We start from the raw sequence: 13,453 nt of genomic DNA, 5'->3' as shown, positions 1-13,453 counted from the left end.
ATGGACTTTGACCTCCTGGCCAACGATGGACTGGCCCGGCGTGGCCGTTTGCGCTTCGCGCGCGGGACGGTCGAGACCCCGGCCTTCATGCCGGTCGGGACCTACGGGACCGTCAAGGCGATGACCCCGGAGGAGCTGACCGATCTAGGCGCCGAGATCGTCCTGGGCAACACCTTTCATCTGATGCTGCGTCCCGGCACCGAGATCATTCGTCGCTGCGGCGATCTGCACGGATTCATGCACTGGGAGCGCCCCATCCTCACGGATTCGGGCGGCTTTCAGGTCTTCAGCCTGGGCGAGCTGCGCAAGATCACGGAGGATGGCGTGCACTTTCGCTCGCCGGTCGACGGCAGTCCGGTCTTTCTGAGCCCAGAGATCTCCATGCAGGTCCAGCGCGCGCTCGGCTCCGACATCGTCATGATCTTCGACGAGTGCACACCCTATCCCGCCGACGAGGCGCAGGCGCGGGCCTCGATGGCGCTCTCGCTGCGCTGGGCGGCACGCTCGCGCGAGGCCCACGGGGACAATCCATCGGCCCTCTTCGGGATCGTCCAAGGCGGCATGCACGAGGGACCGCGCGCCGAATCCTTGAACGGGCTCATGACCATCGGCTTCGATGGCTATGCCGTGGGCGGGTTGTCGGTCGGCGAGTCGGAGGCCGAGCGGCTGCGCATCCTCGATTTTATGAGCGATAAGCTGCCGACGGATCGTCCGCGCTACCTGATGGGCGTGGGTACGCCCGAGGACATCGTGGCCGCGGTCGGGCGCGGCATCGACATGTTCGACTGCGTCATGCCGACCCGCAACGCCCGCAACGGCTATCTCTTTACCCACCAAGGGACGGTGAAGATCCGCAACAGCGCCAACCGAACCGACGAGGGTCCGCTGGATCCGCTCTGCGACTGCTACTGCTGCCGCCATTACAGCCGCGCCTACCTGCACCACCTGGACAAGTGCAAGGAGATCCTCGGGGCGCGTCTGCAGACGATCCACAACCTCCACTACTACCAAACCCTGATGCGCGAGCTGCGCGAGGCCATCGCCGCAGGCCGCTACGCCGCCTTCATCGGCGAGCTCGAGGCGCTGCGCGCAACACCCCTTTCGACCGATCCAAGGCGCGCCTTTAGGTGATTTCCGCAAACTTCCATACCCGTAGGTTGTGCTGACGATAGTAAGCACAACTTGCGCCGATGGTTGGTTGTGCCTCGCACGGCTCGGCACAACCTACGCCCTGATCCAGAACGCGTTTATCGTAGGGCCAAGGTCCGCGGCGACGTCGGGGCGATCGCGGAACCAGGTCGGTCGCAACGGTCGCGTCTTGCCCGACGCTGCAACTTGCTCCGCGCTATGCCATAATTCGGCGCCGAGTTTTCCAGAGGTTGAGTGACCTGTGCGGGTCCCATCCTCGTTTCAACCGCCGGATCGCGACCGAGCGATCCCCAGACCATAGGCAATGAATGATGAGCTTCCTGATCTCCGATGCCGTTGCTCAAGGCGAGGCCGCTGCCGGTGCAGGGGACCCCTTCCTGGCCCTGCTCCCGCTGGTGTTGTTTGCGGTCGTCTTCTATTTTCTGTTGATCCGTCCGCAAGCCAAGCGTCAGAAGGAGCACCGCAAGATGGTGGAGTCCTTGGCGAAGGGCGACGAGGTTGTGACGATCGGCGGCATCGCCGGGCGTATTGCCGACATCGGGGACAACTTTGCGTTGCTCGACATCGCCGACGGTGTCGCGGTCAAGATCCGGCGCAGCTCGGTCGAGTCCGTGATGCCGAAAGGAACGCTGAAGGACCTGTAAGCCCTTCGCCCGCACCTCGGCCGCGGCGCCTCGTACGCCGCGGCGTCTTGACCGGATGCCTCCGGATCAGGGCGCGGGCGCCCTCCTTGGCGCCGGCCGACGTCCGGCCCATCCCCGATCGCCCCCGCTGTTGCGACTGGAATTGCAATGAACCAATACCCCTTGTGGAAGAACCTGCTGATCCTGGGCGTCATCCTCGGCGCCCTGCTCCTTGCGGTTCCGAACCTATTTTCCCAGGATCCGTCGATCGAGATTACGGCCGCGCGCGGCTCCGAGGTGACGGAGGCCAGTGTCGCCGATGTGCGGGCCGCACTTGAAACCGCCGGTGCGCCTTTCAAGGACATCGAGACACGCGAAGGCGGTAAGCTGCTGGTGCGCTTCGCCTCGTCCGCCGAGCAATTGGCCGGGCAGGATGCGATCGAACGGACCCTCTCGGAGCGCTATCGCACCGCGCTGACACTGTCGGCGGACCTTCCCGGTTGGGTAAGGTTTCTCGGCCTCAACCCCATGTCGATGGGGCTCGATCTGCGCGGCGGCATCCATGTCGTCATCGACGTTGATATGGAAGCCGCTCTTGAACAAGCGCTCGAGCGCTACGTCGGCGACATCCGCACCGAGCTACGCGATCGCAAGATCCGCTATCTCACCGTTGCGCGCGAGGGCTCGCGCATCCTGGTAAAATTCAGCGATACAGAGATGCGCGATGAGGCCCAGCGGGCCCTGAACAGCGAGTTCAGCGATCTCGACATCCAGCCCCTCGACGAAGGCGGCAGTTTCGCTATCGCGGCGAGCCTGCCGCCGGCCCAGCAGGAGGAGATCCGGTCCTTCGCGTTGCAGCAGAACATTACGACCCTGCGCAATCGCGTCAATGCACTCGGCGTGGCCGAGCCCAGCATCGCGCGCCAGGGCGAGCGCCGCATCGTCGTCCAGTTGCCGGGCGCGCAGGACCCGGGGCGTCTCAAGGAGCTGCTGGGTGCCACTGCGACCCTTGAATATCGCTTGGTCGACACCGAGCACAGCGTTGCCGATGCCCTCGATGGCCGTGTTCCCGTCGGGAGCCGGCTCTACCGCGAGCGCGACGGCCAGCCGATCCTGCTCAACCGTCGCGTGATCGTCACCGGCGATCAGATCACGGACGCCTCGGCCGGTTTCGACTCACAGTCCGGTAGCCCCGCCGTGTTCGTGAACCTCGACGGGCAGGGTGCCAGACGGATGCGCGATATCACGACCGAAAACGTCGGCAAGCCGATGGCTGTGGTCTTCATCGAGAATGTGACCACCACAGAGGTCGTCGACGGCGAGGCGGTCAAGCGGAGTCGGAAGGTGGAAGAAGTCATCAGCGTCGCGACCATTCGCGAGCCCTTCGGGCGGCGCTTTCAAACCACCGGGTTGGACAGCAGCGACGAGGCGCACAACCTCGCGCTCCTGCTGCGCTCGGGTGCCTTGGCGGCGCCGATCCAGATCGTCGAGGAACGCACCATCGGTCCCAGTCTCGGCCAAGACAACATCGACCAGGGCTTCATGTCCGTCATGGTGGGTATGGCGCTGGTCCTGGTCTTCATGGCGTTCTATTACCGCGTCTTCGGCTTGGTGGCGAATGTCGTTCTGGTCGCCAACGTGATCATGATCGTCGCGATCCTGTCGATGTTGCAGGCGACTCTGACCTTGCCCGGAATTGCCGGGATCGTCTTGACCGTCGGTATGGCGGTCGATGCCAATGTGCTCATATACGAGCGAATACGCGAGGAGATCCGCAACGGAAGCTCGCCGCAGGCATGTATACATGCCGGCTTCGACAAGGCGCTCTCGAGTATCGTCGACGCGAACGTGACGACCCTCATTGCGGCCATCGTCTTGTTCAGCTTCGGGACGGGGCCGATCAAGGGATTCGCCGTAACGCTGGTCATCGGCATCGCGACCTCGATGTTCACGGCCATCTTCGGCTCGCGTGCAATGATCAATCTGATCTACGGCGGGCGGCGCGTGAAGAAGTTGGCCATTTGAACCGCGTCCTCGGCAGGGGCTCCCCCCGTTGAGAGGTGCGGTGTCGAGTCGGCCCGAGGTTTCGGCGTCAACGCGGTTCAAGTGAAAACACCTAAAAGGACTTAAATCGCGTTCTGCTCCGAGGTGTGTCGGTGGCTGCCGAGCCAATTGCATTCGCATGCCGCGCCGAACGCGATTTAACCAACGACGATCACAATCCAGGGCGCTCGATGTTGAGAGCGCCCTAAACCAAGGGCGATTCCGATGAGAGACCTGGGTGTCATCAACGATCTGAACATCGACTTCATGGGCATGCGCCGACCGGCGGTCATCCTGTCCGGCGTGTTGATGCTTATCTTTTTCCTGTCGATCCTGATTCGCGGATTCAATCTCGGTCTGGACTTCACCGGCGGTACCGTGCTCGAGGTGGGGTATCAGAACCCCGCCGAGCTGAGCGACGTTCGCGCCGCGCTTGAGGCGAAAGGCTTTACCGGCGCGACCATTCAGCATTTCGGCGCGCTCACCGACGTCCTGATCCGGCTCGCACCGCAGGAGGGCGAAGAGGCCAGCGCGCAATTGAGCGAGGAGGTCTTCAAGACGCTCAGCGAGGCGGTTGGGGGAAAGGTCGAGCTGCGTCGCGTCGAGTTCGTCGGACCCCAGGTCGGCGAGGAGCTTCGCGAGCAAGGTGGTCTTGCTGTGCTCTTCGCACTCATCGGTATCCTGATCTACGTGGCCTTGCGTTTCGAGTGGCGCTTCTCCATCGGTGCCGTCACGGCCACCCTGCATGACGCCTTTTTCGTCGTCGGGGTTTTCTCGCTCTTCCAGATCCCGTTCGATTTGACGGTATTGGCTGCAGTTCTCGCCGTCATCGGCTACTCGCTGAACGATACCATCGTAATTTTCGACCGGATCCGAGAGAGTTTCCGCAAGATCCGCAAGGGAACGGTCATCGAGATCACCAACATGGCGGTCAACCAAACCATGTCGCGGACTATCATCACCGGTGGAACAACCCTGCTGGTCTTGGTCGCGCTCTACGTGTTCGGCGGAGAGGCCCTGAGCGGCTTTTCGCTCGCTCTCATCATAGGGGTTGCGGTGGGGACCTACTCGACCATCTTCGTCGCGACTGCCACGGTGATCATGCTCGGGATCAGTCGTGCGGATCTCCTGACGGTTCCCAAAGAAGGTGCCGAGGCCGTCAACACCCTGCCTTAGTAACGGCGTCGACGGCGCGCGAGATGCGCACCTCGACGCTGGTTATCGCCCCGCATGCGGTGCCGGTCGTCCATCTTCCCGCTCCGGGGGCGCGGTGTGCCTCGGTCCGGAAGGGTTTGGCTGCCGAGCCGCGTGGCGACGTCGTAGACCGACATGCCGTCGTAAAGATGCCGCCAAGCTCGTTTCCCGTTACGGTCGGCGTCGCGGTCGCTGACGGATACGGCGGACCCGATCTTCGACACGCTGGCGGACGGCCGGGCTTTGCGGCGGATCGGCGGGCGCGCGCTGCTCTATTACCTGATCACGATCACCGTGGCAGCGACCCTCGGGACCCTGATCGGTCTTCCCTTCTCGAGCGATCTACCCCCCCGGACTGCTCGAATTGCCCCCCGTGGAAGCGATTGGAGCGGGTTTCAGCTTGGAACGGCTGATCGGCAATCTGATACCGAGCAACCTCTTTGCCTCCCTCGCCGAGGGGAACATCCTCCATAACGTGTTTGTTGGGGTCGTTGCGGCATTGGGTGCCCGCCGCATCGCCCCGGACCGGCGAGCGACAACTATCGGCGGCGCCGAAGCACTCGACGCGCTGATCATGCAACTGCTGTGCAGAGCTCTGTAGCTCGCGCCGGTCGGTGTCGCCGCACTGGTCTATGCCAGCCTTGCCCGAATGGACTGGGACGGTGTCCTACAATTCCACTCCTTCGAGTGGGCCGTCGCACCCGCCGCCGTGTTGCACTCCGGTGTGTTATTGCCGACACCCTACCGGTTGCGTACCGGGCGTTCGCCCTTGGCCTTTGCGTCCGCCTGCCGGGAGCCACTGGTGACGGCCCGCTCCACGGCCTCCAGCTCGGCAACCTATCCGGTCTCCAAGCAGGCACCGGAGGACGCCGGGATCAGTGAGGAGGTGACCAGCCTGACCCTGCCCTTGGGGGGCGACCCTGAACATGGACGGATCGGCCCTCTACCAGTCAATCCTCTTGATCTTTATGTCCCAGTTGGCCGGTGCCGAACTTGGCACGCAGCAGGACCTCTTTATCGTGCTGGTCACCAATGCCTCGTCTTCCGGTACGGCCGATATCCCGGGCGGCGGCATCGCGATGATGGCCGTCATGCTCGATCTGCTGGGCTTGCTGCAAACCTACCTGGCGCTCTACCTGGTCGTCGATCGTTTCTTTGACAATCCCATCACGGCCCTTAATGTCTGGGGGTGACCGGATCGTCCCAGCGATCGTGGATCGGGAGCTTGCGAGCGACTCAGACGCGGGCGGGTGCGTGAGCGCCCGGCGCCCGGTGATAACCTCTCCTGGGGCCGCGCCGCTGGTGCCCCTTCGAGCAGCGTTCCCCTCGGTATTCGCATTCAAACTTTTTTCGGAGACCTGTGTCAATTTTCATGGTCGCAGGCTTATCACCCGCATACCCTGTTCCCGCAACCCGTGTGCACCGATGCGGCATTTTCGCAGCGGGTCGTGCAACCGATAGTCATGGCGTGTCTCCGAGCAGACTTCGATCGGCAACGCCGTCGCCAAGCAGGTCCTAACAGATGCGAATGATCCAAGACACCCAACAGGCTCCGCCGAATCCGATGCTGCGGCGTCTCCTCCCGGTCCTGATCCTGGCCGGCGGCTTGGGCGGATTTGTAGTCCTTAAGGAGACCCGTCCGAACCCGCATCCAGTGACGCGTGTGGAACGGGTTTGGCGGGTGGAGGCCGTCGATGTCGCGCCATCGGACCACCGTCCTGTCCTGTCGTTGTTCGGTCGCGTGGAGGCCCCGGATCGGGTGCGGGCAGCCGCTCCGGTGACGGGGCGGCTGCTGGACGTGATGGTCCGCGACGGGGAGCTGGTTGCGAAGGGCGCTCCGCTCGCTCGGATCGACCCGCGCGATCTGCAGCCGCGTCTCATGAAGGCGCGCGCCGAGGTCGAGAAAGAGCAATTGCGCCTCTCCCACGACGGCGAGGCACTGGAGCAGGAGCGCGAGCTGTTGCGGCTGGCCGAGAGCGGAGTGAGCCGCGCGGATCAGGTGCAGACCAAGAAACTGGGCTCGGCCGCCGAGGTCGACGAGGCGCGCCAGCAGCTCGCGCGGGCACGGCTGGCGGTGACGCTGCGCGAGCAGTCCATCGCCGAGCACCCGGCGCGTTTGGCTTCGCTCCAGGCCACGCTGGCGGAGGCCGAGCGCGATGTCGCGCGTGGCGAGATCGCGGCCCCTTTCGCTGCGCGCATCGGTGTGGTCGAGGCAGCAGCGGGCGATCAGCTCCAGGCCAACCAGACCATCCTGACGCTTATCCCGGTCGACGGCCTTTATCTGCGGGCCAAGATTCCCGGAACCTACGCCGAGGAGCTGCGCGACGCCCTGGACGCCGGCACGCGCTTGCCGGCGGAGGGTCATCATGCCGGAAAGACCGTGACGGCGGTTATGGAACGTCTTGCCGGCGAGGCCGACGCACGCGGTGTCGATGCGCTGCTGCGGCTTGATCCGGGCGCCGACCTGCCGCTCGGCGCCTTTGTGGATCTGCGGTTGGATCGCCCGGTCGCGTCCGGCACCCTGGCCTTGCCCTTCGCGGCGCTGCATGGCGGTGACCGGATCTTTGCGGTCAAGGAGGGCCGGCTGACCGGTGTCCCGGTCGAGCGGGTGGGCGAGACCGCGGGTACCGAGTCGCAGCCGGGTCTGGTGTTGGTGCGCGCGCCGACGCTCAAGACCGGCATGCCGGTCATGGTCAGCCACTTACCCAATGCGCTGGATAGTCTCAAGGTGGAGACGATCCAGTGAGACGGGGTCTCATCGCCGTCTTTGCGCGGCACCGGCTGCTCGCCAATCTGCTGATGGCGCTGATGTTCATCATGGGCGGAATCGCTCTGACCCGGATGAACATCCAGTACTTCCCCACCTTTGCCCTGGATGTGATTTCGGTCCGGGTGGTCTGGAGCGGCGCCTCGGCCGAGGATGTCGAGACCGGCATCATCATTCCGCTGGAGGAGCGCCTCAAGACGGTCGATGGTCTGAAGAAGCTGACCTCGACCGCCGCCCAGGGCATCGCCAGTCTGTCGCTGGAGCTGCACGAAGGCACCGACCCGCTGCTGGCGCTTGACCAGGCGCGCCAGCGGGTCGACGAGTTTCGCAACTTCCCGAGGGATGCCGAGACCCCGCAAATCAGCCGCATCTCGCGTTACGAGTCGGTCGCCCGGCTGCTCGTCTCCGGACCCTCCCTGGCGGACCTGCGACCTTGGGTTCGGCAGTTCGAGCGCGAGCTGCTCGCGCGCGGGATCGACCGCGTCGACATCGGCGGTCTGCCCGAGGAGCGCATCGCGATCGAGGTCCCCGGCCGCGTTCTGGAGACCCTCGGTTTGTCGCTCGACGGCATCGGCGAGCAAGTCGATCGTCTCGCGCGCGACATCCCGTCGGGCATCGCCGGTGACGCCGACGGTGCACGCGAGCTGCGGAGTCTCGAGCAGCGGCGCGACCCGCTGGATTTCGAGGGGTTGGCGATCGTCAGCGACGAGCGCGGCCTGGTGCGGCTCGGCGACGTCGCCACGATCGTGCGCGAGGCGCGACCGGCGAGTCTGAGTCTCTCGGCCGTGGCGCTGGGCGCATCCCCCGAGACCGGCCGCCTTCTGCAGGAAGAGGACGCCCCTGCGACCGTCGAGCTTTTGGTCCAGCGCGCCGAGACGGGCAACTCGTTGAAGGCCGCCCGCATCTTTGATGAATGGCTGGCCGATGTCCGACCGACCTTGCCCCCGGCGATCGAGCTGACCGTCTTCGATGCCCAATGGCAGCAGATCCAGGAGCGCATCGACCTGCTGGTGGACAACGGGCTCCAAGGCTTCACGCTGGTGCTCCTGCTGTTGTTTATTTTCCTGCCCGGACGGGTCGCCTTCTGGGTGGCGATGGGGATTCCGACCGCCTATTTGGCCGCTCTGGCGCTGCTCTGGTTGTTCGGCGGCACCATCAACATGATCAGCCTGTTCGGGCTGCTGCTGACGCTCGGGGTCATCGACGACGATGCCATCGTCATCGGGGAGTATGCCGAGTCGCGTTTCCGGGCCGGGATGGCGCCTGCGGAGGCGGCGATCGCCGGGGCGCGTCGGATGTTTTGGCCGGTCGTTGCCTCGGCCATGACCACGGTGGCGGCATTCCTGCCGCTGATGATGATCGGCGGAATCATGGGCAATATCCTCGGGGATATTCCCTTCGTCGCCATGATGGTCCTGCTGGCCTCGCTGGCCGAGGTCTTCCTGGTGATGCCGGCGCACCTGCGCGCGGCCTTCGAGCATCATGTCGAGGCGACCGTCCCGCGCTGGCGTCGTCGGGTGGACGCCGGATTCGACTACTTCCGGGACCGGCTCTACCGCCCGCTCGTCACGAGCTGCCTGCGTTGGCGGGGTGTCACGGTGAGTCTGGTGGTCGTCCTGATGATGATGGCGGTCGGGCTGCTGGCGGGCGGGCGCGTCCAGTTCGTCTTCTTTCCGTCGCCCGAGGCGCAGATCGTTTTTGCAAACGCCACCTTCGTCGCGGGTACGCCGCGCGAGCAAACCGGGGACTTCCTCGCCGAGATGGAGCGCGCCCTGCGCGACACCGAGACCAGGATGGGCGGCGGGCTGATCGATGCCGCAATCGCCCGCTTGGGCGGTACGGTCTCGGTCGAGAGCGGCTCCGGAGCCACCGGCGATCAGCTCGCCTCCGTGTTGGTGCAACTGGTGCCCTCGGAGGACCGCGAGGTTCGCAACGAGGACTTCCTAGCCGCATGGCGGGGCGAGATTCGGATGCCGGCCGGGCTTGAGAGTCTGGTCATCTCCTCGCGCCGCGCCGGCCCTCCCGGCCGCGACCTCACGGTTCGCCTGACCGGCGACGACGCCGCAAGTCTGAAGGCGGCCGCGCTCGAGCTCGGGCAGAGTCTGGAAGGGATCCCGGGCGTGTCCGAGATCCTCGACGATATGCCGTTCGGCCGCGAGCAGCTCGTCTACCGGCTCACGCCGGCAGGGCAGGCGTTGGGCTTGACCACGGAGGCGCTCGGTCGACAACTGCGCGCCGCCTTCGACGGCCACTTGGCGCAACTGGTCCAGGTCGGACAGGACGAGCTGGAGGTCCGGGTCCTGTTGCCGCGTGCCGAGCGGACCCGGCTCGATGCGCTCGAGCAACTGCTGATCAGGGCTCCCGACGGCAGTTTTGTCCCCTTGCCGACGGTTGCGCGTTGGGAGACGCAGCGCGGCTTCGAGACCTTGCGGCATGCCGACGGTCGCCTGGCGGTGGAGGTGTCGGCGGACATCAACCGTGCCATGAGCACGCCGGACAACGTGCGCGAGGCACTCGAACGCGAGCTTCTGCCCCAGCTTGCGGTGCATCACGGCATCGAGTACAGCTTCGAGGGCCGCGCCACCGATCAGCGCGAGACGCTCGGCGATATGCAGATGGGGCTGATGCTCGGCCTGGGGCTGATTTATGTCATCCTGGCCGCGGTCTTTTCGAGCTGGGGATGGCCGTTGGTGGTGATGACGGCGATCCCGCTCGGCCTGATCGGGGCCATTGCGGGGCACTGGCTGCTCGGGCTGGACCTAACCCTGCTGTCGCTGTTCGGCCTGTTCGGGCTGTCCGGCATCGTCGTCAACAACGCCATCATCCTGGTCAGCATGTATCACGAGCTGCGCGACGCCGGCATGGATGTCGATGCGGCGCTGATCGATGCCGCCACGTCGCGTCTGCGGGCGATGCTCTTGACCTCGGCGACCACCGTCGTCGGCCTGGGCCCGCTGATCTTCGAGACCAGCCTCCAAGCTCAGTTCCTGATTCCCATGGCGGCCTCGCTCGCCTTCGGTGTGGGGTTCTCCACCATCCTGGTCCTCATCTTCACCCCGGCACTGCTGTCGCTCCACGAGAGTCTGGCGGAGCGTATCGCTCGGGCGCTCGCGCGACCGGCGTCGGCCCTGACCTGAGAGCAGCGCGGCGGTCCGGCCCCGATGTCCTGTCCCGGTACGGGCTTGCTTGTGGTACCTCGACGCCTTCTCGGGGACGGCGGCTTGTGCCGCCGGTCGGGTCGAGGGATCCCTCCCGGGGGCGGGAAATGGCGCGGTGATCGGGCTTACAATCCCCCGCAGCGCCGCATCCCCCGCTCGGAAGCTGCCCTTCGCGGCGATCCCCCATCAGCCCCGACGAGGACCACCCATGCAGAGACGTGACTTCCTGAAGACCGCCGGCGTTGGCGCCGCGACAGCCCCCTGACGTTGCCGGCCCGCGAACTGCCGGTCTGGGGATACTGCGCGGAGCGCCGCTCCTGGAGATGTGCAGCTTCGTCGTTGCGCTGGCAGTCGCGGGGGGCCGGAGGCCCTGCCCGCGGTGGTGGCCAGCTTACTCGCCATCGGCGTGCAACGGATCCTCGTTCGAATGCGCGGTCCCGCCGCCGAAAGGCTGGCGGCCAGTTGTCGCTCGCGTGCCGAGTCGGGCCCCGGCGATTTCGCCGCGAGTCGGCGGCAGCGCGATGGATCGCGGCTGAAGCGGGTGAAGGACCGAGGAGCCGATCGCGTCTTGACCGGAGTCGGTCCGTCGGGTGTTCGATCCATCAGGAGTATGCAATCATTCACGCCCGACGGCGGGCACGGATTCGGTGCGATTCCGGCTGCGCCCCATATCACCGGATCTCCGGTCGGCATCGCCTTTAGGGGTCGCCGGCGATGGAGCCCTGACTTGTCAATAGACTAGAAGGCTGCGCACATCCTATGGAGTGGTTATCGGACATCAACCTCTGGAGCGCCCTGCTGACGCTGACGGTGCTCGAGATCGTCTTGGGCATCGACAACATCATCTTCCTGACCTTGCTGGTCTCGAACCTGCCCGAGCATCAGCGCCCTTTCGCGCGCCAGTTCGGACTGCTGGCGGCCATGGGTACGCGCATCCTGCTGCTGCTGTCGATCGCTTGGCTGGCGCGTCTCGTGGAGCCCTGGTTCGAGGTGATGGGGCATCCGGTCTCGGGCCGTGATCTGGTCCTCTTGCTCGGCGGTCTCTTCCTGATCTACAAGGCGGTGACGGAGATCCACAGCAGCCTCGAAGGCGGCGGGGAGCATCACGCCCCCAAGCATGTCGCCACGCTCCTGCCTTTGGTGATCGCACAGATCGCGGTGATCGACATCGTGTTCTCGCTGGATTCGGTGATCACGGCGATCGGTCTGGCGGACGATGTCTGGGTCATGGTGACCGCGATCGTCATCGCGATCGGGGTCATGATGTTCGCGGCCAAGCCGATCGGCGATTTCGTCGACCGACATCCGACGGTAAAGATGCTCGCGCTCTCCTTCCTGGTTTTGGTCGGCGTCGCGCTCGTCGCGGAAGGCACGGGGCAGGAGGTGCCCAAGGGCTACCTTTACTTCGCGATGGCCTTCTCCTTCATGGTGGAGATGCTCAACCTGCGGGTTCGTAAACCGACGACCGAGGCCGTCCATCTGCACCAACTGTATGATGCAGAGGCAGCCGACAAGATGACCCCGTCAAGCGGGGCAGCGCCTGATCGGACCCGAGGCCCCGCATGATCGATTCAATCCTACTGCTAAAGGCGCTGATCCTCGGCATCGTCGAAGGTCTGACCGAGTTCTTGCCGATCTCCTCGACCGGGCATTTGATCATCGTCGGCAGCTTGCTCGGCTATACCGACGAGCAGAGCAAGGTCTTCAAGATCGTCATCCAATTCGGGGCCATCTTGGCGGTCTGCTGGCTTTACCGCGAGCGGATCGTGCGTGTGGTGCGCCGTATGTGGTCGCCTACCCCGGAGCGGCGCTTCGCACTAAACATCCTGATCGCCTTCCTGCCCGCCATGGTGCTTGGGGTCCTGTTTCACGACACGATCAAGACCTACCTGTTCAACCCGCTCACGGTTGCCGGCGCGCTGATCGTCGGCGGCTTGGTGATTCTCTATATCGAGCGGCGCCCGCCTCGCGTGCGATTCACCGAGGTGGACGACATCGGATGGCGCGAGGCGCTCAAGGTCGGCTTCGCCCAAACGATAGCCATGTTCCCGGGCGTGTCCCGTGCCGGCGCCACCATCATGGGCGGGTTGGTCTTCGGGCTGTCGCGCAAGGCGGCGACCGAGCTGTCGTTTTTCCTTGCCATCCCGACCATGCTGGCCGCGACCGTGTACGACATCTTCAAGTCTCGGGATCTGCTCGCCCTGCACGACCTGCCGGTCTTCGGCGTCGGTTTCCTCGCTGCCTTTCTCGCCGCCATGCTCAGCATCAAGGTGCTGCTACGCTACGTCTCCAACCACAGCTTCGAGGTCTTCGCCTGGTATCGCATCGCCTTCGGGCTGCTGGTGCTGGCGACGGCCTATACCGGGCTGGTGCAGTGGTGACGAGGACGCGGGCCGGCTCTCAGCCTCGGGGCGTCGGCTCGGCGATCCATTCGCGCCAGACGGCCAGCAGGATGGCGATGACGATGGGGCCGATGAAGAGTCCGACCAGACCGAAGGCCGCGATCCCGCCGAGCACCG

General features: G+C 65.1%; 11 protein-coding genes and 1 pseudogene. All 12 read left to right on the top strand.

What is annotated here, in order from left to right:
- Nucleotides 1–1,131, top strand: a complete 1,131-nt coding sequence (gene tgt, locus AADX97_RS16230) for a tRNA guanosine(34) transglycosylase Tgt (protein ID WP_374234759.1) — start codon at nt 1–3, stop codon at nt 1,129–1,131.
- 329 nt (nt 1,132–1,460) lie between these two features.
- Complete coding sequence (yajC, locus tag AADX97_RS16225) at nt 1,461–1,793, top strand: preprotein translocase subunit YajC (protein WP_374234769.1); 333 nt, start codon at nt 1,461–1,463, stop codon at nt 1,791–1,793.
- Nucleotides 1,794–1,940: 147 nt separating this feature from the next.
- The gene (gene secD / locus AADX97_RS16220; protein WP_374234760.1) at nt 1,941–3,797 is read left to right on the top strand and encodes a protein translocase subunit SecD; all 1,857 of its coding nucleotides are present in this window, start codon (nt 1,941–1,943) and stop codon (nt 3,795–3,797) included.
- Between the two features lie 243 nt (nt 3,798–4,040).
- Nucleotides 4,041–4,991, top strand: a complete 951-nt coding sequence (secF, locus tag AADX97_RS16215; protein WP_374234761.1) for a protein translocase subunit SecF — start codon at nt 4,041–4,043, stop codon at nt 4,989–4,991.
- A gap of 418 nt (nt 4,992–5,409) precedes the next feature.
- The gene (locus AADX97_RS16210; protein WP_374234762.1) at nt 5,410–5,610 is read left to right on the top strand and encodes a hypothetical protein; all 201 of its coding nucleotides are present in this window, start codon (nt 5,410–5,412) and stop codon (nt 5,608–5,610) included.
- Nucleotides 5,611–5,658: 48 nt separating this feature from the next.
- Nucleotides 5,659–5,862: pseudogene (locus tag AADX97_RS16205) on the top strand (cation:dicarboxylate symporter family transporter); the annotation flags it as partial.
- Nucleotides 5,863–5,935: 73 nt separating this feature from the next.
- The gene (locus AADX97_RS16200; RefSeq protein WP_374234763.1) at nt 5,936–6,202 is read left to right on the top strand and encodes a cation:dicarboxylate symporter family transporter; all 267 of its coding nucleotides are present in this window, start codon (nt 5,936–5,938) and stop codon (nt 6,200–6,202) included.
- A 329-nt stretch (nt 6,203–6,531) separates the two neighbouring features.
- Entirely contained in the window at nt 6,532–7,755 is a 1,224-nt protein-coding gene (locus tag AADX97_RS16195; protein ID WP_374234764.1) for an efflux RND transporter periplasmic adaptor subunit, read from the top strand.
- A complete protein-coding gene (locus AADX97_RS16190; protein ID WP_374234765.1) occupies nt 7,752–10,913 on the top strand; it encodes an efflux RND transporter permease subunit in 3,162 nt (1,053 codons plus the stop codon). Before AADX97_RS16195 ends, AADX97_RS16190 begins: the two co-directional genes overlap by 4 nt.
- 229 nt (nt 10,914–11,142) lie before the next feature.
- Complete coding sequence (locus tag AADX97_RS16185; protein WP_374234770.1) at nt 11,143–11,199, top strand: twin-arginine translocation signal domain-containing protein; 57 nt, start codon at nt 11,143–11,145, stop codon at nt 11,197–11,199.
- Between the two features lie 494 nt (nt 11,200–11,693).
- Nucleotides 11,694–12,500 (top strand): TerC family protein, encoded by an 807-nt coding sequence (locus tag AADX97_RS16180; RefSeq protein WP_374234766.1) that lies wholly within the window; start codon nt 11,694–11,696, stop codon nt 12,498–12,500.
- The gene (locus AADX97_RS16175) at nt 12,497–13,315 is read left to right on the top strand and encodes an undecaprenyl-diphosphate phosphatase (RefSeq protein WP_374234767.1); all 819 of its coding nucleotides are present in this window, start codon (nt 12,497–12,499) and stop codon (nt 13,313–13,315) included. Before AADX97_RS16180 ends, AADX97_RS16175 begins: the two co-directional genes overlap by 4 nt.
- Nucleotides 13,316–13,453: the final 138 nt, after the last annotated feature.

It is taken from the genome of Thiocapsa sp. C2-2m (assembly GCF_041903745.1).
Taxonomy (GTDB): domain Bacteria; phylum Pseudomonadota; class Gammaproteobacteria; order Chromatiales; family Chromatiaceae; genus Thiocapsa; species Thiocapsa roseilacustris.
Note: the sequence above shows the minus strand (reverse complement) of the source record. Positions and strands in the feature narration are given on the sequence as shown.